A 23,619-nucleotide genomic window follows, 5' to 3' on the forward strand; every position below is an offset into this window, starting at 1 on the left:
GCGACAATAGCTGTTAATTTTTGTTCATCGGAAATCACAAACTGCACCTCTTTTATTAGAATTTTAAAGTCCAATAATTCGGGTGCAGTTCATAGCGTCACAGATGAGACCCTGGAGCGAGCCTCGCGAGTGAAGCGGCTCATCGGACGCCCCCAGGAAAGCGCCCAGTCGGAACGGAAATCAACCCCTCGTTTTGCAGAAGAGCTAACGTTCGTCTTCTTTTTTAGCGCATTTGCTCGTAGCTACGAATATGTCCTAAAATAGCTGGATCTTTAATTTTTGTATCCTCACTTAACAATAATAACTTTGACATAATCTCGGCTGTACGCGGATCGTCATCTACCATTGGTAAGAAAATACGTCCGCGGTGCTGAGATGGCACGGCGATTATTGGAATCATTGAGCCGCCTACTTGATGGACAATACCACTACCTAAGTGCAATGAATAGCTAGCAAGTTTGCCTTCAATAAGTGCATGTTGTTTTTTAACTTCAACATTTGTTAGTTTTAATAACTTCGCTAATTCTTCCACAATGACACTACGCATATCAACTGTAGAATGGCTTGCTTCAGGATCGACACCACCAACATGTGCAACACTTACAACAAGGTCAATATCCCGCATCACTTCAGAGAATATCGTTGCAGGAATGTCATTTAATACGATGTCTTTACCTGTTAAACGATTATAGAAATAAACGCCCTCAATTGCTGGTGCTTCGATATCTGCTGGTGTAAACCAATCTGCCTGCGCATACAAGGAGGCAACGATGTTTTCCTTGTAATACACTTTTCGTGGTCCTTCATCATAACTAATTTGCCAACCGCGCGTTTTTAGGAGGGCAACTGTTTGAGATGGATTTACTTGATGTCCCGCATAGCGCAATGATCTTTTTTGACCTTTTTCATCTGCATTTATCACATACAGCTCGCGGAATATTTGCTTAAATGGTTGTTTGATTTTATGTTCAAACATATAAGCTTGCCATTGTCGCCATTGTCCACCTTCAAGTAGATGATACGGATGGGCAATAGTTAATGTTGCTGTCGGAGCAAGCGAGACTATTTCATCTGAAAGTAGCTTTAGGCCATCCTCAGTTAGCCATCCGAAATGTTCATCATTTTTAAAGACTAGTTTTTGAAGAAGCGGAGCTAAAATCGGATGCTCTAATAAATTGATTAGCTCTTCGGCGGAGAATCTAGTTTCAAGCTCCATCGCCTGTTCAAGTGCTGGGCGTGCTCGTTTATATTGCTCCTGCAATTCTTTTCTTGCCTCTTGTAATGTTAAAACTTGCTCCTGTTTTTTTAGAGCAGTAGGAATATTTTTTAGTCGCTTCCCATCTTTTTCAACGATAATCGAAACATTTGCATCTTCTTCAATTTGTAGATGTGCAGTAATATGTTCGATTTGTTGTGCATCGAATAAATGCTTTATATCTTTAAAGGCTGCTAGCTCCATCCGCCATGTGAAGCGTGTTGTTTCGCCATCTCCTGCATTTCGTGCTAAATTTTCAAGCGCAATGCTGGCTGCACGTGCTTCACTTGCACGACGCTGTGCTCCAAATTGTTTGCTATCCTTTATAAATTGCTGGATGAATTGATAGCGTGTTAATGCATCTTTTTTATCCGATTTTTTCAAAGGAATAAGGCCGAGTGCGCGTAATTTATCTTTATTACGTTTATCACGAATTTCTTCCATTAACGGTTTTGGGCTAAGTTTACCTATTGCTGTATCTGAATAAAGTTGTGCTCGACGGTGATTAGCTCCCTCCGATGCGTATTTTGCTGCATCATAGACGAGCTTGAATTGTTTAGCACCTAGTGTTTGATAGGCACTCTGGAACCAAGCTAAATCAAAGGCACCATCACGGAAATCATCAGCGGTAATGCTTGAGAAAAGGGCAATCTGGTCTTTAGCAAAGTCCGATAAATAGTCGGTTGTATGGGCAATAAAGTACCATGCAGATTCTTTTAATCCTTCCCAGCTAATCACTTCACTAACAAGGTCTATCCAATGCTGGTTATACATCATTGCTTCAATTAAGCGTTCTTTTGAAATATCTGTTTTCTCCCATGCATATTTTAATTGCTGCGCAGTTTCATCCTTTTTAGGATAGCAGCTTGCGAGGAGACGGGAAAAAACATCCTTCTTCGTTTCAGCCTGCCAAATATAGCCGCGAGCAAGCTTTTCACTGTCAAGTGCTTGTAAAATTTTTAAGAAATAATCGATACCCTCGACATAGGAAATGCTACTAGTGAGCTTCGTTACTGCTGTAGGAATATCCCCGCGCATCAGCTCTATTTCTAAAATTCGATCGATGGCCTGCTCACGAACAGCAAAGAATTTCGATAAGTCTTCAAATGACTCTTGATAACGTTCTGTTAATTTGTTTGGAGCGACCAATATGTCAGACGCTAGCGTATTCGTGAAGATGGCTTCAAATAAATGATCCTGAGTGAATAAACCTGCATTAAATGCATCTAAATATTGGAAAAGGTTTAGGTTGTATATACTCGGGCTATATTGCTCTTTTTGCATCCTCTTTGTTAACTCTTCATTGATAGCTAGCATTTTGACATATTCACCGTAAGTCGTATAGTCTGAGACACAACGATCGACAAAGGCATCAATAACATCTAAATCTACTAATGTTGAAGTAGAATGATAATAATAATAGCCCTCATCTCGTACTTCGAGCTTCCACTGTTCAGAAGGAATTTGCGTTAAAAGCTGAAGCATAATACCGATTGCTTGTTCAAAAGCGTTAAACTTGGGTGAATGTTCTTCAAGTAATGCGATAGCCTTTTTATGGAGTTCTTGCTCTCCAGAAATAGTATCTAATTTTTGTGAGAGTACAGTGAAAATTTGTTTCATTGTCCGCTGATATTTTATTGCATGGAACTTAGCAACGAGATTTTTTATTTCTGCATAATTAAAGAATGGCACGATTAAGGCTTGCGCTGCTTCGCTCAGCTCATGTGCCGCAGGATATTCAGAGAGTGTGTTGTAAAAGTTAAAATAAGCTAAATCCTCTGCACTGAATTTTGATGTCTTGATCCATTGGAGAATTTCGTCTGGTATCGGATATACATCAAGGCTAGCGTTGCGATTATTTTCTGTTTTTGACGCAACAACATTAAAAGTTTGTCCTAATGTTGTTGTGATTGGCGTATCACTCCATTGATATGTCTCATACTCATATTGGGCATTAGCATCTAATAGTTGAATAAGCTGTTCAAGCTTTAACAAAAGCTCCTCTATATCATAATCAAAGAATCTTTCTAGCGGCATTGTTTCTTGTAAATATAATGGAACTAGCTGCTGCCATGCTTCCACATCATTCATCTTTATATCTATATTTGAGATGCTGTCATATTGGATCGGAGAGTGTGGTATATATAAAGCAAAGCCATTGTCCTCGTTATATTTTGGTACATCACTAGTTAACAATTGATCTAACAGCACTTGCTCAGTATTCGTTATTTTGGGAAGCAGGTCACATAATGCTGTTATTTGCTCGCTAGTTAGTTGATATTCTTTAGAGGCCTCCAACAACAACTCAAGCCCTCCAAGTCGCTTCAATTGCTTCTTGTCCTGAATAAGTCGCTTAGCACTTTGCAATATTTTCTCCTGCGACTGTAGCTTTAAGAGTGAAATAGCCTCCTTTCGAAGTGAACCTGATTTATTCGCTAAAAGGTCCTCGATTTTTAAAATTTCATCGTCTGTAGGTGTTAGTGATTGTATCTTTTTCAATGCAAGGGAACGATTAATGGAGCTTCGATCTCGTAAAGCGCTAAAGAGAAAATCACGTTTTCCTTGCGTCGTATTGTCAAGACAATAAATATTAAGAAGGCCGATTCTACTTGTAGGAGAATAAGAATCTGCATTCGCAATAATACGTTGAAATAGCTCTTCATCTTGTAAATAATGGGCCAAAATAATTTGTGTTGAAATTAAATCTTCTAATGACAAGTGTGCATAGACAAATGATAAAGGCTTTCCTGTAATTGTAATACCATCTTTCGTAAGCTCGCTCTTTGCCCATTCAAGCTGTTCAAAAAGAAGGTATTCAATGCCTTGCAGCTGGGTATTTTCCTGCATGAACTTTTGTAAATCCTTAACCCAATCGTTATCCCAAGCATATTCACTATTAATATAGTTATTTGCATTTACGAAATTTCCCCAAGCAAATGTAAATAGCTCAATATCCTTCGTTGTTAAAATGAGATCCTTGACAAACTGTGCAGTGAAAGAAACCTTCCCTAAGTTTTTCAAAAACGCGAGCGTTGTCAACTGGATATGCTTTTCGCGTTTCAACAACTCTGGCAAAATAGTGTCGAGCTTTGTATAATCCTTCGTTGAAATTGTCCATAGTGCCACGTAAATATCGATTGTTCGTTCACTTTCTAATAGTTCAAGGACGAAATGGTTGTCCCCAATTGCTTGAATCGCTATCGACAGTACTTCCTCTGTTACTTTTTGATTTTCAAAGCTATTATAGCCAAGCCCCATCCATGTATCGACTGCGCGAATAACTGAGGAGAAGCGAGTTAGCTGATGTTCCTGTATAAGCTTCATAATGGTAAGCTGGGCCTCTAATGTGCCATGATCAATATTTTCTACTATGGCTTGGCGTAACCCCTCTTGTCGTGCAGCAGCTACTAATAGTTTACCGAGTGCCTCATGCAGACGAGCATTTGTTGATTTGAAAATACCTCTTATTAATGGATAACCAAAAAAGCTGCCCTGATGTTCATCAAATAGTATATTTTCAACAGCTTCTTCAATAACAGAGTTTTCTAATGACAGTTCTTCAGCAAGCATTTGTTCAAAAACATTAAAAGGCATTACCTTCGTATTCTCATTTTTAATCACAAAGGAGCTATAGTTAGGGTATGAACCATGCTCATATTGATTGTGATTCATCAGTAATTCCTGTAGATTCATTTCTTCAAATGTCAGCATTTCTTCAATTAATTGTAAGCATTGAGAAAGGTGATCCTGTACGGGCTGTGCAGAACGAAATGATCTACGCATAATGTCAGTCTGAAACATTGTTGTATCGTAACGTAATGCCAATTTCTTAATAGTTAGTGCACGTTCTTGCGAAGAAAATAGAGTTAGTACTTCGAAAAGAGTGCCAGTAAATAGCTCCTCAAGTGTTGCGATCTTCAAATTAGTAATTTGCTGTTCAATGTCATAATCCCTGTTATCCATATATTGAAGTAATGCTGTAGCTATTGGTTGAATGGCTATCGGTGCAGTATCTATTTTATTTTGAAAATGGTTTCTTTGATCGTTTGATAGTGTCATGGGAATCGCTCCTTACCAAATGCTTCCTGCTAGCATTGTCAGTTTAATAAATGTAAAAACATCATCTTCTCGTATTGCTAAAGGTTCATTAAGTGAATTTAACTGTTCCTCGTTCTGTAATACTAAAAAAAATTCGTCTTCAAAGGCTTGAAGAACTGTGGATATTGCTTGATCTACAGACTGCATAGAAGCATTTTTTTTCTCATTGAAATGTACTTTGCCATGCAGTGCTGCATCCTCTAACTGCTGATCAGTTATATACATATGAAGCGGAGTATCCACTGCCTTTCCGTTATAATGATGAACCTCTTGTGTAACGAGTTGCTTAAGTAAATCTTTTAAAGTATGGACAGGCTCTTCAATAGTGAATGGAATCTTTTGAAGTTTACGCGATTTTTTTCCGATCATTTTTTGTTGATAAAATAAACGCAACCTAACACCTCCTTACAGTAATTTCATTATACAAGAGAATAAATAGGGAAAAGAATGAGGCGTTTTACGCTAGTTATGTATAAAAAAATGGGAAAAGTGTAACAAATAATTGGTTGCGACGACTTATTTGTGAGTGTAGAAAGTGGGGTGAAGTTTTGCATCAGGACATACCAAAAATAGAACATTTGTACGATTTTTATCATCGTGATGTGTATCATTTTGCGCTTTATTATACAAATAGCAAACAAGAGGCAGAGGATATTACGCAAGAAACGTTTTTTAAGGCGATGAAGCAGTTAGATAATTTAAAGGATAACGATAAAGTAAAAACTTGGCTCTTATCAATTGCAAGGAATACAGCAGTAGATATACATAGAAGGCAGAAAATAAAGCGTTTATTAACAGAAAAACTTAGCCGGCAGCCTGTATTGAAAGAAGTGCAAAAGCCTTTGGAAGTTGTAGAGAAAAATGAGCAATGGCAAACAGTACAAGAAGCATTAATGACATTAAAATCACATGATCGGACAATCATTATTTGCAGAATGCTAAAAGACTACACGATACAAGAAACAGCTGTAATTTTAGGTATCTCAGAAGTTAAGGTACGTGTTGATTTTCACCGAGCAATGGCAAGACTTCGAAAAAAGGTAGGGAGGGATGACTGATGGAAGAACATGATTACGAATTATTTAAAGCACTAAAAAAACGCACTGATAAAGATCCAGATGAAGATTTCTCGAATCAATTACGTCAAAGGCTCCAAAAACCTTATATAAAGAAGACAAAAAGATTTTCTATCGCAACAATACTAACCGTTCCTGTGACACTGGCTGTTCTTCTATTTGTATTTATGATTGGAACAGGACAATCGTTCGAATTGAAAAATGCAGCACAATTAACCGCTAATTTGGAAAAAGACCTTACCATTATAGTGTGCATTTTCCTTATGCTAGCGCTCTCGTCATTTATTTTGTTCGTTTATTACAAGGGGCTTACGAAGGGAAGACTTGTCTATATGACATTTTCTTTGTCGTTCGTGGCATGGGTAGGGAACTTAGTATATGCAGAGCATCAAAATATTGATGAACCTATTGTGCAACCAAGCTATAGTGAATCCTACGATTATATGAGTAAGCGAGACAATATAGATGAAATTCAACAGGAACAGGATAAGTATTTGATGAAAACAATGGAAGGAGGTATAAAATAATGAAAAATCCTTATGATTATTTATTTAATGGCATGTGTTTTGTTTTTATAGATATTAGCTCTTTAGGATTACCAGATATCTTACCAGATTTTATTGGCTATTTATCTTTTGCATACGGTATTCACCTGTTGCCGTCCTTTCATAATTTAAAACGTTGGGCGAAAAACTTCGCTATTATTTTAATGATAATGTCATTTTTTGTGGAGCTAGATCAATGGCTAGGCTATAAGATACTTGGGGAAATTGGGATTCAGTTTATGCAATTTTTATTCATCGTCTTTATGTATTGGGTTTTTCAATTATTATTACACATTCATAATAATAAACCTCTTGAAGCTAAAACATTTAAAACATATCAGAAATTCATGGCATTTATGCTTTGCGGCTTTGTGATACAGGCATTTTCAATAAACTTCGATGCGAGTATGCGGGAAAATGTTAATTTTATAGGTTCTGTACTACAGTTGTTTGCTTATTTCTTTTTTATATTTTATTTTCGAGCATTTCATAAATACTATAAAGAAATTAAGGAAAACAAGGTCCATTCGCTGGAATAAAGCGATGGATCTTTTTTTGTTTCAGGGAATCTGTTCTTACTAAGCAATGACATCTTTTTCTTTCTAAATTCATAAGCTTTATAGGTGTGATTTTATCAAGCTAGAAGGAGGCACTACCATTCAAATACATGTTGTACGGGCAGGGGAATCCATATGGGGTATTTCGCAGGCGTATGGGACTACAGTTCAAAGTATTGTAGATGCCAATCAAATTCCTGAACCAAATCGATTAGTTATAGGGCAAGCTCTTGTGATACCGATTGTCGGAAGTTTTTATTATGTGCAGCCAGGAGATAGTTTATATTCAATCGGTCAACGCTTTGGCATCAATTATTTAACTCTTGCTCAGGTGAACAATATTAGTCCGAATCGGCCTTTATCTGTTGGTATGCGACTTTATATTCCACCTCAGCCAAAAACAAGAGCTGAAACATTGGCATATTTAGAGCCGAAAGGGACATTCGTTAGTGAGGCATTATTGAGTCAAGCAAGAGAAGCGGGTCCATATTTAACTTATCTTGCTTTATTTAGCTATGAGGCAAGGCGAGATGGGACACTTAAGAGACCTCCGAGTCAAGGTGTGACGCAAATTGCAAATGATACAGGTGCTTCTCTAGCAATGGTTGTCTCTAATTTAGAGAATTTTAGTTTTAGCGGTGATTTAGCGAGAGATATTTTTCAAAGTACAGCAGTACAGGATTTGCTCTTTGATAATATTCTTGAAGAGGCAAAGAGGTTAGGAAAAGTTAGAGATATTCATTTCGATTTTGAACATTTGCCGGGCGATCAACGTGAGGCGTATAACAATTTTTTAAGAAGAGCCGTGAATCGATTCCATCCACAGGGGTATACAGTATCGACAGCGCTAGCTCCAAAAACAAGTGCAAGTGAGAAAGGTCCATGGACTGAGGCACATGATTATAAAGCACATGGAGAAATAGTGGATTTTGTTATGTTAATGACGTATGAATGGGGGTATTCTGCAGGGCCACCTATGGCAGTGTCGCCACTTCCAGAGGTAGAGGAAGTTGTAAAATATGCAGTAAGTGAGATACCTCCGAACAAAATATTACTAGGACAAAATTTATATGGCTATGACTGGACGCTGCCCTTTGTACAAGGGGGACCATATGCAAAAGCAGTTAGTCCACAAGCAGCTATCGAGATTGCAAAGAAATATAATGCAGCCATTCAGTATGATTTGAGGTCCCAAGCACCCTTCTTTGATTACTATGATGAACAAGGGAAAGCACATATAGTGTGGTTTGAGGATGCAAGGTCAATTCAGGCGAAGTTCAATTTAATCAAACAGTACAAACTTCGAGGAGTAGGGTATTGGAAGTTAGGTTTACCATTCCCTCAAAATTGGTTATTAATCGGGTCAAATTTTGATGTAGTAAAGAAGTGAGAATTTTCAGGAGCAACAAAGAAGCTCTATTTTCATTCTATTTTCTTAAAAATATAAATAATACGAAAATATCATTTCCATTTATGGTAGTCTATATTATAATTATGGTAAATGATAATCTAGGAGGGATATTTTGGTAAAATTTAAAAAGTTAGGAATTATACTAACATCTACTGCATTTTCTGTTAGTGTACTTTCTCCCATGGCACAAGCTTCAGCAAATGTAAAAGAACCGCAAGAGAGAGTTGCAATTCAAGTTTCTTCAACGGAAACAAAAGTAACAAAAAGTATGCTTATTAAGCAATTGAATACACTATTCTCAGACAAGTTCAATTTTGTGACAGAGAAAGATTTCTCAATGGGGGAATCGCATTATTTTAATGATGATAAAACGATACGCTATGAATTAAACTTCCATAAGACAATCAATGGCAAAGACGCTTATGGTGGTTTTACTTTTAAAGGCGAAGATTTAGAATTAGAAAATTTCTACTATCAACCTGCTAATATAGCGGATGCATTGTACCCAGTGAAGTATTCAGAGGGTGAGGCAAAGAAAATTGCCCAAGACTTTCTAAAGAAATTGCCGAATACTGCGAATTACAAGCTTCGTGAAGACGGTATTTTTGGCGATTTTGGTTTAAGTTTTAATAGACCTTTATCTGAACCAATTACGTATTCATTCACTTATTCACCAACACATAATGGTGTACCACTTAGTAATGAGTCTCTCAATATTACAGTTCTAGCGAATGGTGAAGTTACAAATATGTATCGTGATACTGCGTCAACTAGTAAGGCAACATTTGATAACTTAGAACAGAAAAAGAATGAGTCAGATATGCTTGCACAGGTTCGCGAAAGTTTGTCAGCAGATCTACGTTATATGGTCGACTATAACTACCAAACAGGCGAAGCTATTGCTAAGCTTGTGTATATGCCACCAACAAGCTTTAATGGTGTACATGCAATAAATGGGCAGTGGCAAACAATGAATGGTTTCACTTCTCAAGTACCAAAAGCAAAAGGTGTAGAGAAACTTGCATCGCAACCACTTGCACCTAGAAAGAATGGTATTACATTAGCAGAAGTTGAAGAGTTAGCTAAGTCTTTCTTAAAAGTTGATTCAGATAAAGTAAAGCTACAAGTTGATGTGGTTGAAGAAAGAGAAAATGAAAATGGTGAGACAATTTATGTTGTGAATTATATGTATGATTTTGGTAATCACGGCTCAGGGTCATCATTTGAAGTGAACAAGGCAACAGGTGAGATTACGGAATACTGGGATATACGTAGAGATTTCGCGGAGACAGATGATAAAGTAGAACCAATTTCAAAAGATGCTGCATTAGCAAAAGCGATCGACTACTTAAAAGAGTGGGCTCCGTCATATATTCATAACTATTCAAAACCACTAGAAGATACAGCATATGACAAATACAGTAAACAGTATTTCTTCTCCTTCCCACGCATTGTCAATGGAATTGCTGTAGTAGGGGATGAAATTTCTGTTGGTATTAGTGCAGATGGGAAATTAAGTGCTTTACATGTTAATAATCGTAAGATTGATAATTGGCCGTCTGTAAACAAAGCTGCTATTCCTGCTGATAAAGCAAAAGCAATGTTCAGTGAGGGGTTAAAATTGGAGCTACAGTATGCAAAACAGGATGGCGAGGATAATCACCACTATGATTTAGTATACGCTCCAGTTTATAATGGAAGCTTGTACAATGGTATTGATGCAACAACTGGTGAATGGCTTCAAAAGATTGATGACTCTAAAGTTAAACCAGCCATTTCACATCCAACAGCTGGAGGAGAATTAACTTATTTACTACGCCAAAATGTGTTAGAAGTTAAAGACCCTGCAAACTTTAATGCTGATACAGCTGTAACAAAGGGAGAAGCTTTGAAAATCTTAGTTAAATCATTATCATATGGATATGATTTCGGTCCGTATGGAAGAGACAACGATACGCAATCCTTTAGTAATATTGACAAAAAGCATCCATTATACAGAGTCGTTGAACAAGCTGTAAGAATGGGTATTTTACAACCGGCAGATCAATTTGCAGTAGATACAACATTGACTCGTCAAGAGCTTGCAGAATGGTTAGTGCGCGTACTGAATTTAGAGAATGCTGCTAAGCATAGTGACATTTACAAATTAAACTTTACTGATGCAAGTTCTATTGACCCAGCGTACGCAGGTTATGTTGCTTTAGCGAGTGCAATGGGACTAATTGATGGACAGCAAAATAAATTCAATGCTACTGAGAAAGTGACATATGCAGATTTGGCTGTATCTACAGTTCGTTTAGCAAAGGCTGCCTATGAACAAAACAACGATCGCCGTTACTATTAATTAATAATTTATAAATGAGAGGGCATCTTCTAATTTTAGGGGGATGCCCTTTTTGTGATAACAGTAAAGCAAAAGGATTGCTGTTTAGTAGTTTATATGTTATTATTATCTCGAATTAAAGATAATTGATTTCGAGGTAAATGAAAAGAGGGAGTCGTATGAAGGAAGACAATCGTAATTTAAAAGCCTTTACTGTATTGTTCCGAGCATATCAAACGATTCAAGATGCAACAAAGAGAGATTTACTTCAATACGATTTAAATCAAACCGAATTTTCGGTACTTGAGTTTTTATATCACCATGGTGAGCAACCAATCCAAGTGATTGGAAAGAAAATATTAATCGCAAGTAGTAGCATTACGTATGTTATTGATAAGCTCGAACAAAAAGGTTTTGTGTATCGACGTGCTTGCCCGAAGGACCGTCGTGTCACGTATGTTTTATTAACATATGAAGGACAAACGTTGATGGAAGAAATATTTCCAAAGCATGAACAAAAAATTAACGAGATTTTTGAAGTATTAGATCAACAGGAGATGGACACAATGATTCTGTCTCTGAAAAAGGTTGGTTTGAACGCAGTTAAAAAATAAAAAATTTTACACAAATATCTCGAAATCGAGATAAAATGGAGGAATACAAAATGAACCATCTAAAAGGAATTCACCACGTAACTGCTATCACAAGTAGTGCGGAAGAAAATTATAAATTTTTTACTTATGTGTTAGGGATGCGATTAGTGAAAAAAACCGTTAATCAGGATGATATTCAAACATACCATTTATTCTTTGCAGATGATAAAGGTAGCGCTGGCACTGATATGACATTTTTTGATTTCCCAAACATTCCAAAAGGTGTCCATGGAACAAATGAAATTTCAAAAACTTCATTCCGCGTGCCAACAGATGCGTCATTAGACTATTGGGTAAAACGTTTCGACCGATTAAATGTTAAACATACAAGTATTAAAGAGCAGTTTGGCAAGAAAACTTTATCTTTCGTCGATTTTGACGATCAGCAATACCAACTTATTTCTGATGAAAACAATACAGGTGTTGCATCAGGCACTCCATGGCAAGATGGACCGATTCCTCTTGAATATGCAATTACAGGCTTAGGTCCGGTTTTTGTAAGAGTTGCTAATTTTAAATATTTCAAAGAGATGCTAGAAAAAGTGATGCTCTTTACAGAAATTGCTGAGGAAGAGGATTTCCATCTATTTGAGGTTGGTGAAGGCGGAAACGGTGCACAAATCGTTGTAGAATTTAACACAGTTTTACCAGTAGCTCGTCAAGGCTTCGGTACAGTACATCATGCTGCATTCCGCGTAGAGGATCGAGCTGTGTTAGATGAATGGACTGAACGATTTGAAGGCTTTGGCTTCCATACTTCTGGTTATGTAAATCGTCACTTCTTTGAATCGCTTTATGCACGAGTAGCACCACAGATTTTATTTGAGCTAGCTACTGATGGCCCAGGATTTATGGGGGATGAGCCTTTTGAAACTTTAGGTGAAAAATTATCATTGCCACCATTTTTAGAGACAAAGCGTGCACAAATTGAAGAGCTTGTTCGACCTATTGACACTGTAAGAAGTACGACTATGTTCGATAAAGAATATGAGTAATATCTTTCACTCCATTCAGTAGAGAAATACAAGCCTCTGCTAAATGGAAATGAGATACTCGTAACAGCTATATGATAATTGGAGGTCAGTTAGATGGAGTTTTCAAAGCTAATAGATAAGCGTCGTTCTGCGAATAATTTTATAAAGGATATCAAGATGAGTGAAGAAGATATACGTCCCATTTTGGAGGATGTTAAGCTTGCTCCGTCCGCCTTTAATTTACAACATGCCAATTACATCGTTGTATTAGATAAAGAAAAAAAAGAAAAAGTAAGAGAAGCAGCATACGGGCAATATAAAGTGCACTCGGCCTCAGCGGTTATACTTGTCCTAGGGGATAAAGAAGCATATAAAAATACTGCTAACCTTAATCAAGGGATGGTAGACTTAGGCATTATTACTGCTTGTGAGTTAGAAAATCTTGTTGATGATAATAAGAAATTTTATGAAGAACGTGGCGAGGAATTTATGAAGGAGGAAGCCATTCGTAACGCTTCACTTTCAGCTATGTTATTTATGCTGGCAGCGAAAAATCGTGGATGGGATACATGCCCAATGATCGGCTTTGATCAACCACAAATGAGAGCACTTTTTAATGTTCCGGAAACACATGAAATTGCACTAATAATAACAATAGGTAAAGAAAAAGAAAGTAGTCGTCGCTTGCGTGGTTATCGTAAACCAGTTGAGGAATTTGCTACCTATTATTAGGGTGGTATAAAATAGAATTGTTTATAAATAATAAAGTTAATGTATGTTTAGGAGGAAGCAATTATGAAAGTAGTAGCAATCGTAGGTAGTATCCGTAAAGAATCTTATAATATGCAATTAGCAAAATTTATTCAAAAACATTATACAGAGAAATTTGATCTTGAAGTATTAAGCTTGAAAGATTTACCAATGTATAACCAAGATATCGAAAATGAAGCACCACAACCTGTACTTGATTTTAAAGCAAAAGTAAAAGAGGCAGATGCGGTTCTTTGGTTGACGCCTGAATATAACGGTACAGTACCAGGTGTTATGGTTAACGCCATCGATTGGTTATCTCGAGTTGATAAAGTAATGATTGGCAAGCCATCATTTATGATGGGAGCATCAATGGGTAACTTAGGTACTGTTAAAGCACAATTACATTTACGAGATATTTTATTCTCACCTGGAGTAAATTCACCATTACTAAGTGGTAATGATGTTTATATTGGAGCAGTACACACTAAATTTGATACAGAAGGCAATCTAACAGATGAAGGCACTATCAAATTCCTAGATGTAGTAATTGATAACTTCTTAAACTGGATGAAAAAATACGTTTAAAAATAAAAAAATGTCCCATAAGTATAACAATACTTATGGGGCATTTTGGTTTATTGGGTTTAAGATAGAGCGACGGATAGAAGAGCCAAGCGACAAATAGGACAATCAGAAAAACGCCCAGCCGGAACGGAAATCAACCCCTCGTAATGGTGATAAGCTTTTATTTAATCGGAATTATTTTTAACACCTTTTGAAGGCGGTATGCAAAAATACCTGCAAATATAGCTAAAATAATATCTTTTGGTAAAGGAGGCATCATCCAAAGCCATGCTATCTTATAAGTGAAAGCATCAGGAGCACTAGCCCATAGCTTATAGGCAAAGTACATCCAGTTTGTCCCTAGTAAATAATTAATAGCTGTTGCAACTAATGCAGCAACTACATAGCTTTTCTTCGTTCCACTGCGTTCTACAATAAGCCCCGCGACATATGCAGCTAATATAAAAGAGACAATGAAACCAAATGTAGGACTTAAAATTTGTCCAAAGCCTCCACCGAAACGAGCAAATACAGGTGCACCTGCTAAACCGATACACATATAAACAGTACAAGCGAGTGCCCCTTTTCTACTACCAAGAATAAGCCCTGCTAAAATAGCAAAAAATGTTTGCAATGTGATAGGTACTCCACCGACCATCATGAAAGGTACAATAGACGTGATATTAGCTCCTATCATCATCAATGTTGAAAATAGTCCAATGTATGCAAGATCTACTGTTCTTAATTTGTGATGAGTATGTTGCGCAACTGTTGTCATTATTTCACCCCTAAAAAGTAATGTTGATAATAATAGTGTAAAAAAATAAAGCTTTTGTGTCAACTTGATTATTTAAATCGGTTAACACAAAAGTTTTTATCCTGCTTAAGATGATTAAATAACTAATAGTTATAGCTAACTATTAAAATATATGATAGAATCGTCATAATTTTAAAATATTAAATGCTAATGGTGTGACATCTTGTAAAATGTGTCACTTAAAAGGGAAGTCGGTGCAAATCCGACGCTGTCCCGCAACTGTAACGAGGAGTTCTATGATGTAATAGCCACTGTTCTAGAATGGGAAGGCAATCATAGGTACATTGATTCGAAGCCAGGAGACCTGCCAATTAGTGATTCCTGTAATGCCCACGAGGATGAAAGCGATTACGGACAATAGTAGAAGGATATCTTTCTGACTTTGTTTAATCAAGGGTATTTCTATGCGTATTTTGCATAGAATACCCTTTTTTTATCTTCATTAAGTCTATTATTAATGATTAGGAGTTAATAAACAGATGAATAAAAAAATTATGCTACTATCCATGGCTCTTCTTTTAGTACTAATCATTTCAATGACAATTGCCATAATGGTTGGATCGGTTTCTGTTACGCCAATTCACGTATGGAAGGTTATCCTTTCCAAAATACCAATTGTACAAAACTCAATCGAGCAAGATTGGAGTCGTTCACAGGAAATTATTATTTGGCAAATACGAGTTCCGCGTGTATTGCTCGCTGCTATTGTTGGATCGGGGTTGGCAATTGCAGGAGCAGCTATTCAGGCTCTTGTCCGTAATTCAATTGCCGAACCATATATTTTAGGGATTTCTTCTGGTGCAACGGTTGGGGCCACAGCTGTCATCATTTTAGGTGCTTTTTCATTTCTTGGCGTTTATGCTCTTTCCGTATCTGCATTTATAGGTTCTCTGACAGCAATGACGTTAGTTTTCTTCTTAGCACGTGTTGGCGGTAGAGTTTCTGTCTTTCGACTTTTACTTTCAGGGATGGCGGTGTCGTTTATTTTATCTGCTATTTCAAATTTTATATTAATGACGTCGAAACAAGAGGGCGGAATGAAGGCAGTCATGTTTTGGATGCTAGGAAGCCTTGCTGGTGCGAAGTGGAGTAATCTTTTAATTCCTACAATTATTTTTATTGTAGTATTTGCCTTGTTATGGCTCCACTATCGAAATCTAAATTTATTACTTCTTGGGGAAGAAGCAGCGGTCACACTAGGGGTTAACTTACAACAATTTCGTATACAGCTTATTTTATTAGTTTCATTATTAACAGGTGTGCTTGTTGCTGTAAGTGGTTCAATCGGATTTGTCGGCTTAATCATTCCACATATTGTAAGGTTAATTGTAGGTTCAAACCATAAATATGTTATACCGATTAGTGCATTATTCGGAGGGATTTTCCTAGTTTGGGCAGATGCACTTGCTCGAATTTTAATTGCTCCGGAGGAAATGCCAATTGGAATTATCACGGCTTTTTGCGGAGGTCCATTTTTCATTTGGTTGCTACGTAGTAACAATTATTCATTCGGTGAAGGAGATTAAAGCATATGTCATTAGAGACGAAACAAGTATCTTTCTCCATTTCTGATGAACGCATATTACATGAAGTAAGTGTACAAATAAAGGAAAAACAATTTGTTGGGTTAATCGGTCCAAATGGTAGTGGGAAGTCAACGCTATTAAAGAATATGTATCGTTTATTAAAACCAGAAAGTGGAACAGTTTTATTAAATGAACAGGATATTTTAAAGCAATCGAGTAAAAGTATTGCGAAAAATTTAGCAGTAGTGAGTCAAGAAACGCCGGTCGTATTCGATTTTACCGTACATGATTTAGTGAGTATGGGAAGAACACCTCATAAAAAACTATTCGAGCTTGATCAGGAACGAGATTTTCAAATTGTAAAAGATGCACTGAACCAAACAGGTATCGCTCATTTAGAGAAACGTAGCTTTAGCACTCTTTCGGGTGGAGAAAAAAAGCGTGTGATGGTTGCTCGTGCCCTCGCTCAGCAAGCACAGGTGCTTATTTTAGATGAGCCAACGAATCATCTAGATATTCAGCATCAATTGCAGCTAATGGATCTAATTCAAACCCTACATTTAACAGTTGTTGCAGCAATACATGATTTAAACATTGCAGCCATGTATTGTGATCAAATTTATGTTTTACAGCAAGGTCGAATTGTTTGTTTTGGAACACCAGAAGAAGTACTTACACCAGCATTATTACAAGATGTTTTTGGTGTATACGCTGATATTCAAACACATCCACTTACAGGGAAGCCTTATTTAACGTATGTCTCAGAGCAATTTACGAAGAAAGCTTTAAAAACTACATAAATAAAATATGGCTCTTCGGCAAAACGAGGGGTGATTTCCGTTCCGACTAAGCGCGATGCTTTTTGTGCGAAAGCGAATAGTTTGGAACAGAAACCACCCTTATTTAAAGCGCCACAACATTCACAAAGATTTTCTTGCCCATTTTGTATTTCAACACTATAAGGTGTATCTGTAATAACAGATACGCCTGTTATTTATGGATAGGACCATTGTTAATAGAAGATAAGGCTTCATTAACTTCAAAAATTTTACCCCGAATATTTGTTATCCCAAAGCTTGTTAATCGAGCAGAGTGCATGGCTAAATATTTTTTAGCACTTTCCTTCGTCTCGAATAAATAAACACCACCAGCTTCTTTAGCTACCGCATCCTCAGTCCAAATTTTCCACATGATTCCTTCTTCGTCATTAATGCTATGGGCTAAATCTTTAAATCCTTCAGACATTTCATCACCAAAAGGACTGTCCATTGTAAAATTAACTTGTAACAAATAAACCATTCAGCAAAACTCCTTTTCTCTTCATTTATATAAGTAATTATAAAATATAGTTTCAACGAAAAGTAAATTTCCAATATTGGTCCACAACACAAAGAACAGGAGCCAAATAATTTAAGATACTGCTTTCAATCCTGCCACACCAATGATAATAGCAATGATACTAATAATCCTATTCATATTTTTAGACTCCCCGAAGAATATAATATTTACGAGAACAGCACCAACTGTACCAATTCCAACCCAAACTACATAGGCAATGCTTAACTGTAAATAGTTAAAGGATGTATACAAAAGCACAAAGGACATTCCAAAGCCGCCCGCATATATTAATAAATTACGTATAGTTTTTTCCTGACTATAAAAGCGTAAACCTACAACACCGATAATTTCTGAAATTGCAGCTAATAAAACAAGTAACCAACCCATTATGCATTAGCTCCTTTCTTTTCAGCATGATCTTTTGAAGGGTTATCAGCTAAATTAAGACCAATAACACCCAGTACTAAAATAAAAATGAAAATTCCTTTAATAGCATTAAATTCACCGTCAAAAATAAAAATGTCCATTAATGTAGTACCGATTGTACCGACCCCAGCGAAAGTCGCATAAACAGTGCCTGTAGGTAGGTTTTCACAAGCCTTCGATAAGAAATGAAAATCCAACGCAATTAAGGACACGATAATAACCCAATGCCACCAAGAATCGGCAACATTAAAACCAAATATCCAAAACAATTCAAACAAACTAGTTAATCCAACATATATCCAATCTTTTTGCATAATTAGAGATTCCTTTCACGTGATAGTTTTCTAATGACTGACATTCAGTCATTTTTAATGTAAAAGAGAACGCCACTTATGGGTGACGTAGGCCAAGTGCATGGTGTAAAAAATCTAGGAGCTCGAGCTTAACAAATTTCATCGTTTCATCTTTGCAATCATCAAACAAATAAACTTGTTCAGCTGCAGATTCGATTAAACCTATAATGAGCTTGGAAGACCGTGAAGTATCGATCGAAGCACGTATCGTTCCTTGTTGTTGAGCTTGTAATAAAAAATTATCCATCCATGCATAATAGGGAGCATAGATATTTTCCCACTCTTTCAAATGCTCAGTTTGTGCAATACCAGCATAGATGAGTGCAACGAGATCGCCATATTCTTTTGTTATAGAAAAGCCAACGTCTACAACTTCTTCAAGTTGTTGTTCAAAAGGCTTTTGAGTTGATACGCCTTCTTCGATTGCAGTAATAATTTTTTCAACCATATCTTTCGCGATAGCCGGCATTACTGAAAGCCGTGAAGGGAAATAAAGATAAAATGTTCCTTGTGCGATACCTGCAGCTCTTACGATATCTGAAACCTTAGCCTTTTCAATTCCTTTTTCACGAAAAACTTCAATAGCAGCCTGAATAATTTTTTCTTCCTTTGACATGAAATCCCTCGCTTTTGACCTGCTTATTTAAATGTTACAAAATAGCTGAAATAAAGTCAAAGAAAAATGACTGAAAATCAGTCATTTTTTCCGTGTATACATATTTCCTATTCGGGGAACTTTATTTATGAAAGGATTTGATGGAAATGGAAGAGATTAAGTTTGCACAATTAGACCAGCAACAGCTTGAAAAAATTAATGAGCTAGAGAAGACAATTGGCGTGACGATAGTGGCATATGATTCTTCGTCAACATCGGCACAGGGTTCTAGCGCCTATGAATCAACCAATAGCAATCACCCTTCATAATTAAGCGAGAATACCTTGCAGCAATGTGAGGTATTTCCACTTTGTACATAATAAAATGGGAGTTGTTACAATGAAAGATTTCTATGCGGATTTACATATTCATATTGGACGTACTTTTAGTGGACGAGCTGTCAAAATTACCGGCAGTAAAACGCTAACGTTAGCAAAGATTTTAGAGACTGCTAGTGCAAAAAAGGGACTAGATATTATCGGGATTATTGATTGTCATTCACCAGAAATAATGGATGAAATGGCAGGGATGATTGAACAAGGGGAGCTAAAGGAGCTAGTACAGGGAGGACTTCGTTATCAAGACACATCCCTTATCCCAGGCACTGAAATTGAGATTTATGATCATCATTGCCTTGGCCCAATCCATGTACTTGCCTATTTTCCGACACTTTCACTTATGGGAGAATTTTCAAAATGGATATCTCATTATATGAAAAATATCCATTTAAGCTCTCAGCGAATCTATTGTGATGGTCAAACATTGCAACAAAAGGTTCGTGAGTTAGGAGGGCTTTTTATTCCTGCTCATGTTTTTACACCATTTAAAAGCTTGTTTGGAAAAGGTGTACATCGTAGTTTAACAGAAGTATTTGATCCACAGCTTATAGATGCGATTGAGTTAGGTTTAAGTTCTGATACCGATATGGTGAGTAACATTAGAGATCTTCAAGCGTACACATTTGTCAGCAATTCTGATGCACATTCACTTGGGAAAATTGCACGCGAGTATCAAAAATTAAGACTAACTGATGCCAATTTTACAGAATTGAAAATGGCACTTCATGAACAGCAAAATCGAGCTGTAACAGCCAATTATGGCTTAAATCCGTTGCTTGGTAAATATCATCAGACTGTCTGTGCAAAATGTGGTGAACAGCTTTGCAATATGGCAACAATCTGTACTAACTGTGAAAGTCCTCAAATTATTAAGGGCGTTTCTTTACGTATAATGGAGCTATCAGAGCAACTGACGGATAAACGTGTTCGACCACCATATATTCACCAAGTACCACTGGATTTTATTCCAGGTCTAGGGCCGAAAATGATGGAAAGATTACTACTAGCATTTGGAACAGAGATGAACATCTTGCATCGAGTTTCACTAGAACAGCTTGAACAAACCGTACCACATAAGATTGCTAAGATGATCGATTTAGCAAGAACAGGACAATTAGCAATTGAAGCTGGTGGCGGGGGGACTTACGGGAAGATACAAAGTGAATAAAAAACACTTGCTCATATTTAACCCATTTTCATCCTTCATCTATTAAAATAGTAATTAGTAGAAGTGGAGGGAGTAATTATGAAATTATTAAAGGGATTTCGATTTTTGGCGGCTGGTGTACTGGCGTTGCAATTAGCGATGCCAGTAGGAGCAAACGCTGTGGAGCAAAGAGATTACATAGCGCCAAGTTGGGTGGCCCAGGCAGATTACATAGCACTCGGTGATTCCTTGGCTCATGGTATGAATGAGGTTGGCATAATCGGTTTAGGTTACGCAGATTTTGTTGCGCAAGCTTTACAGCAAGATGGATTCATCTCTTCTTATAATAAAGGGTTTGCGTATTCAGGCTATACAACAAAAAATGTATTGGAAGATATACAAAATGATGTAGAAAAGCCTGTGACAGGATTCGGTTATCCAAGTGACAAGGTAAAACTTCGTACGTCTATTAAAGAGGCTGAAATTATTACTTTGACAGCTGGCGCCAATGATTTAATACCTATTTTAAAAGAGTCTCAGTCAACTGGTATTAATGTAGCAGCGATGTTAAAGGCATCACAAGGAGCAATAAAAAATATTGCCACTATTTTAGAAGAAATTAAGAAAATTAATCCGAACGCTCAAGTTTATGTTATGGGGTACTATAATTCTTTCCCGTACTATAGTGAGGATTTACAGAAACAATTTAAAATGTTATTAACAGTCATGAATACAACGATCAAAACAACTGTTGAAAAAGCGGGTGCCATCTTTGTACCGACATACGATATTGTAGCAAAAGATGTTCCAAGCTATTTACCAAATCCTGAAAATATTCATTTAAGCGAAGCGGGCTATTTAGCAGTAGCGAACGAGGCGTTTTTACCAGCGATTAAAGCAAATACGTTATGGGATGTATCAAAAACTATTCAAGCAAATATGAAAGATAGTACAACTGTAAAAATAAGTTGGCAGGAAGCGAAGGATAATGTAGGTGTCACTACTTACAACGTATATGTAAATGGTAAGGTGACATTTAAAATAAATGCTGAGACAACGGCGATAACCTTAGATAATTTAACAGAGAATACAGCATACACGGTAGCTGTTAAAGCAGTAGATGCAGCTGGCAATGAAAGTGTACAAAGTCCAACAGTTACTTTTACTACAGGAAGCACTTTAAGCTTTACTGATATCGACAATCATTGGGCGAAGGAGTTTATCCTGAACGCTTCAGAAGATGGCATTATGAAAGGTTACGCAGATGGTACGTTTAGACCTGAGCAAAATGTAACTCGTGCACAGGCTGCTAGCATGCTTGTTAGAAGCCTAGGTTTAACGACGAAAGAACGGGCACCATTTACAGACATCGCAAGTTATGATGTTGGAACGCAGGTAGAAATTGCAGCAGCTTATGCATACGGGCTAGTTAAGGGAACGGGTGAGAAGTTTAACCCAGGACAGCCAGTTACTCGTGCTCAATTAGCATTAATGATTAATCGTGCCTATGAACATCAGTTAAAGCAATCTTATGCTGTGAAAGGAAAAGCACCTTTTTCTGATATTGCATCTTACAATGCAGAAACAAAACGTGCAATAACAATGTTGTATGAACAAGGCATTGTTGTAGGTAGTGAAGGGAAATTTTCACCAGAGGCTCCGACAAAACGTAGCCATGCAGCGAAAATATTCGTAAATTTCAATAGTCTATTAAAAAAATAAAGATAGTGAAACAATTCAAGCTAGAGCTTGTAAATTGAAACCTCTACCACGCTATGTATTTTTATTGCTATGAATATCTAGTGCAATTTAAGGCGAAATTGATATAGGTTGATTGGAGTGGAGGCTAGGCGATTCCTTGGGGACCATATGGTGAAGAGCCAAAATAATGAAGTGAAATGATTCCAAGAACAGGAAAAAAAGGTCTTGAAAATTAAAAAGCAGTTCAATAAATCTAATTTATGATTTATTGAACTGCTATTCTTTTACTTATTTACGATAGTCTAGCAATAATGCCTTCCTCATCGTCTAGGACAAGTTCAATGCCTGTTGAAAATGGGTCGCTATGTAGGACATCTTTAATCCATACACGTAGTGCGCCAATCATTGCTGCTGTATTGAACATCTCGATTTGCCCATTAACTTCAACTTCTGCACCAAAGCCTGTGTCATCATCGTATGTTAGTTCTACAAGCACATCCTCAGGGCGAATGTTTTTATTGTAGGCCTGTGATAAGCAAATTGCATTTATAATATCCTGCTCATTAATTATTTGTGCCATTGTGCTTCCTCTTTACGTTTTTTATCTTTAAACATATTAACAATTTTTACAACTAGCATTACGATAACCATGATGGCTGCAACGTTAATTAATAAGCCTAAAATATTTCCAAGCATACCCATGCCACTGAAAAGACCTCCGAATAATAAGCCAGCTAAGCCACCAAGCATTAAGCCTTTCATAAGGCCGCCTGAGAAGAAGCCACCTTTCTTAGCTGTTGAATCCGTTTTGTTTGTAGAAGTTGTATTGTTTTTATTTGTTGTTGCATTATTTTGATCTTTAGATTTATCCTGAGATTTTTGGAAATTTGAGCTATTGTTATGATTATTGTTTGAGAAACCTTTTTTACCTGACTTATAAGATTTAGCTTCTGCAGTTGGTGTATCTGAGATGAATAATGTTGCACCAACAGACGCAAACATTAGTGTCGCTGCAAAAAGAGCAGCAAGGATTTTTTTCATTGCTTACATTCCTCCAATATATTTTTGGGTTTTGTCATAAACTAGTTCTTAATAGTAATCTTACATGA

General features: G+C 36.9%; 23 protein-coding genes and 1 riboswitch. Of the genes, 14 read left to right on the forward strand and 9 right to left on the reverse strand.

Annotation, left to right across the window (positions count from 1 at the left end; genetic code table 11):
• Positions 1-223 precede the first annotated feature (223 nt).
• Positions 224-5,314 carry a DUF4132 domain-containing protein gene (locus tag ACQKMV_RS20770; RefSeq protein WP_427506216.1) on the reverse strand — a complete coding sequence of 1,697 codons (5,091 nt, stop codon included), beginning with the start codon at positions 5,312-5,314 and terminating at the stop codon, positions 224-226.
• Positions 5,315-5,326: 12 nt separating this feature from the next.
• On the reverse strand, positions 5,327-5,746 hold the full coding sequence (locus ACQKMV_RS20775) for a hypothetical protein (RefSeq protein WP_427506218.1): 420 nt from the start codon (positions 5,744-5,746) through the stop codon (positions 5,327-5,329).
• Between the two features lie 155 nt (positions 5,747-5,901).
• Between ACQKMV_RS20775 and ACQKMV_RS20780 the strand changes: the two genes are divergently transcribed.
• The 9 genes from ACQKMV_RS20780 (at position 5,902) to ACQKMV_RS20820 (ending at position 14,230) form a co-directional block, all read left to right on the forward strand.
• Positions 5,902-6,411 (forward strand): RNA polymerase sigma factor, encoded by a 510-nt coding sequence (locus ACQKMV_RS20780; RefSeq protein WP_427506219.1) that lies wholly within the window; start codon positions 5,902-5,904, stop codon positions 6,409-6,411.
• On the forward strand, positions 6,411-6,956 hold the full coding sequence (locus tag ACQKMV_RS20785; protein WP_427506221.1) for a hypothetical protein: 546 nt from the start codon (positions 6,411-6,413) through the stop codon (positions 6,954-6,956). Before ACQKMV_RS20780 ends, ACQKMV_RS20785 begins: the two co-directional genes overlap by 1 nt.
• On the forward strand, positions 6,956-7,513 hold the full coding sequence (locus ACQKMV_RS20790; RefSeq protein ID WP_427506223.1) for a hypothetical protein: 558 nt from the start codon (positions 6,956-6,958) through the stop codon (positions 7,511-7,513). The genes ACQKMV_RS20785 and ACQKMV_RS20790 overlap by 1 nt, the downstream gene beginning before the upstream one ends.
• Before the next feature lie 235 nt (positions 7,514-7,748).
• Complete coding sequence (locus tag ACQKMV_RS20795) at positions 7,749-8,921, forward strand: glycosyl hydrolase family 18 protein (RefSeq protein ID WP_427506289.1); 1,173 nt, start codon at positions 7,749-7,751, stop codon at positions 8,919-8,921.
• Between the two features lie 133 nt (positions 8,922-9,054).
• Positions 9,055-11,286 (forward strand): YcdB/YcdC domain-containing protein, encoded by a 2,232-nt coding sequence (locus tag ACQKMV_RS20800; protein ID WP_427506225.1) that lies wholly within the window; start codon positions 9,055-9,057, stop codon positions 11,284-11,286.
• 158 nt (positions 11,287-11,444) lie between these two features.
• A complete protein-coding gene (locus ACQKMV_RS20805; protein WP_100544986.1) occupies positions 11,445-11,879 on the forward strand; it encodes a MarR family winged helix-turn-helix transcriptional regulator in 435 nt (144 codons plus the stop codon).
• A gap of 50 nt (positions 11,880-11,929) precedes the next feature.
• Positions 11,930-12,913 carry a ring-cleaving dioxygenase gene (locus ACQKMV_RS20810; RefSeq protein ID WP_427506226.1) on the forward strand — a complete coding sequence of 328 codons (984 nt, stop codon included), beginning with the start codon at positions 11,930-11,932 and terminating at the stop codon, positions 12,911-12,913.
• 93 nt (positions 12,914-13,006) lie between these two features.
• Complete coding sequence (locus ACQKMV_RS20815) at positions 13,007-13,624, forward strand: nitroreductase family protein (protein WP_427506227.1); 618 nt, start codon at positions 13,007-13,009, stop codon at positions 13,622-13,624.
• Between the two features lie 63 nt (positions 13,625-13,687).
• On the forward strand, positions 13,688-14,230 hold the full coding sequence (locus ACQKMV_RS20820; RefSeq protein ID WP_427506229.1) for an NADPH-dependent FMN reductase: 543 nt from the start codon (positions 13,688-13,690) through the stop codon (positions 14,228-14,230).
• A gap of 160 nt (positions 14,231-14,390) precedes the next feature.
• Here the strand turns inward: ACQKMV_RS20820 and ACQKMV_RS20825 are convergent, their stop codons facing one another.
• Positions 14,391-14,987: a biotin transporter BioY gene (locus ACQKMV_RS20825; protein WP_427506231.1), complete on the reverse strand. Its 597-nt coding sequence runs from the start codon at positions 14,985-14,987 to the stop codon at positions 14,391-14,393.
• 173 nt (positions 14,988-15,160) lie between these two features.
• Positions 15,161-15,353, forward strand: a riboswitch (cobalamin riboswitch).
• 152 nt (positions 15,354-15,505) lie between these two features.
• On the opposite strand from ACQKMV_RS20825, the gene ACQKMV_RS20830 reads away from it, so the two are divergent.
• Together ACQKMV_RS20830 and ACQKMV_RS20835 are read left to right on the forward strand one after the other, a co-directional pair.
• Complete coding sequence (locus ACQKMV_RS20830; protein ID WP_427506233.1) at positions 15,506-16,552, forward strand: FecCD family ABC transporter permease; 1,047 nt, start codon at positions 15,506-15,508, stop codon at positions 16,550-16,552.
• A gap of 5 nt (positions 16,553-16,557) precedes the next feature.
• Positions 16,558-17,352 carry a heme ABC transporter ATP-binding protein gene (locus ACQKMV_RS20835; RefSeq protein WP_427506235.1) on the forward strand — a complete coding sequence of 265 codons (795 nt, stop codon included), beginning with the start codon at positions 16,558-16,560 and terminating at the stop codon, positions 17,350-17,352.
• Between the two features lie 190 nt (positions 17,353-17,542).
• Here the strand turns inward: ACQKMV_RS20835 and ACQKMV_RS20840 are convergent, their stop codons facing one another.
• The 4 genes from ACQKMV_RS20840 to ACQKMV_RS20855 form a co-directional block, all read right to left on the reverse strand.
• Positions 17,543-17,851, reverse strand: a complete 309-nt coding sequence (locus ACQKMV_RS20840; RefSeq protein ID WP_427506236.1) for a monooxygenase — start codon at positions 17,849-17,851, stop codon at positions 17,543-17,545.
• A 111-nt stretch (positions 17,852-17,962) separates the two neighbouring features.
• Positions 17,963-18,277, reverse strand: coding sequence for a multidrug efflux SMR transporter (locus tag ACQKMV_RS20845; protein ID WP_368638126.1), 315 nt, complete (start codon positions 18,275-18,277; stop codon positions 17,963-17,965).
• Positions 18,277-18,630 carry a DMT family transporter gene (locus tag ACQKMV_RS20850; RefSeq protein ID WP_427500037.1) on the reverse strand — a complete coding sequence of 118 codons (354 nt, stop codon included), beginning with the start codon at positions 18,628-18,630 and terminating at the stop codon, positions 18,277-18,279. Before ACQKMV_RS20850 ends, ACQKMV_RS20845 begins: the two co-directional genes overlap by 1 nt.
• Before the next feature lie 76 nt (positions 18,631-18,706).
• Complete coding sequence (locus tag ACQKMV_RS20855) at positions 18,707-19,285, reverse strand: TetR family transcriptional regulator (protein ID WP_427506237.1); 579 nt, start codon at positions 19,283-19,285, stop codon at positions 18,707-18,709.
• Positions 19,286-19,431: 146 nt separating this feature from the next.
• On the opposite strand from ACQKMV_RS20855, the gene ACQKMV_RS20860 reads away from it, so the two are divergent.
• From ACQKMV_RS20860 to ACQKMV_RS20870, 3 genes are all read left to right on the forward strand, one after another.
• Positions 19,432-19,593 carry a hypothetical protein gene (locus ACQKMV_RS20860; protein WP_427506239.1) on the forward strand — a complete coding sequence of 54 codons (162 nt, stop codon included), beginning with the start codon at positions 19,432-19,434 and terminating at the stop codon, positions 19,591-19,593.
• Positions 19,594-19,663: 70 nt separating this feature from the next.
• Positions 19,664-20,830 carry an endonuclease Q family protein gene (locus ACQKMV_RS20865; protein ID WP_427506240.1) on the forward strand — a complete coding sequence of 389 codons (1,167 nt, stop codon included), beginning with the start codon at positions 19,664-19,666 and terminating at the stop codon, positions 20,828-20,830.
• Positions 20,831-20,908: 78 nt separating this feature from the next.
• A complete protein-coding gene (locus tag ACQKMV_RS20870; protein WP_427506242.1) occupies positions 20,909-22,531 on the forward strand; it encodes an S-layer homology domain-containing protein in 1,623 nt (540 codons plus the stop codon).
• 271 nt (positions 22,532-22,802) lie between these two features.
• Here the strand turns inward: ACQKMV_RS20870 and ACQKMV_RS20875 are convergent, their stop codons facing one another.
• Both ACQKMV_RS20875 and ACQKMV_RS20880 read right to left on the reverse strand, forming a co-directional pair.
• On the reverse strand, positions 22,803-23,090 hold the full coding sequence (locus tag ACQKMV_RS20875; RefSeq protein ID WP_427506244.1) for a DUF2653 family protein: 288 nt from the start codon (positions 23,088-23,090) through the stop codon (positions 22,803-22,805).
• Positions 23,078-23,551, reverse strand: a complete 474-nt coding sequence (locus ACQKMV_RS20880; protein ID WP_427506245.1) for a hypothetical protein — start codon at positions 23,549-23,551, stop codon at positions 23,078-23,080. Before ACQKMV_RS20880 ends, ACQKMV_RS20875 begins: the two co-directional genes overlap by 13 nt.
• Between the last annotated feature and the right edge of the window lie 68 nt (positions 23,552-23,619).

This window comes from Lysinibacillus sp. NPDC094403, assembly GCF_050278745.1.
Classification (GTDB): domain Bacteria; phylum Bacillota; class Bacilli; order Bacillales_A; family Planococcaceae; genus Lysinibacillus.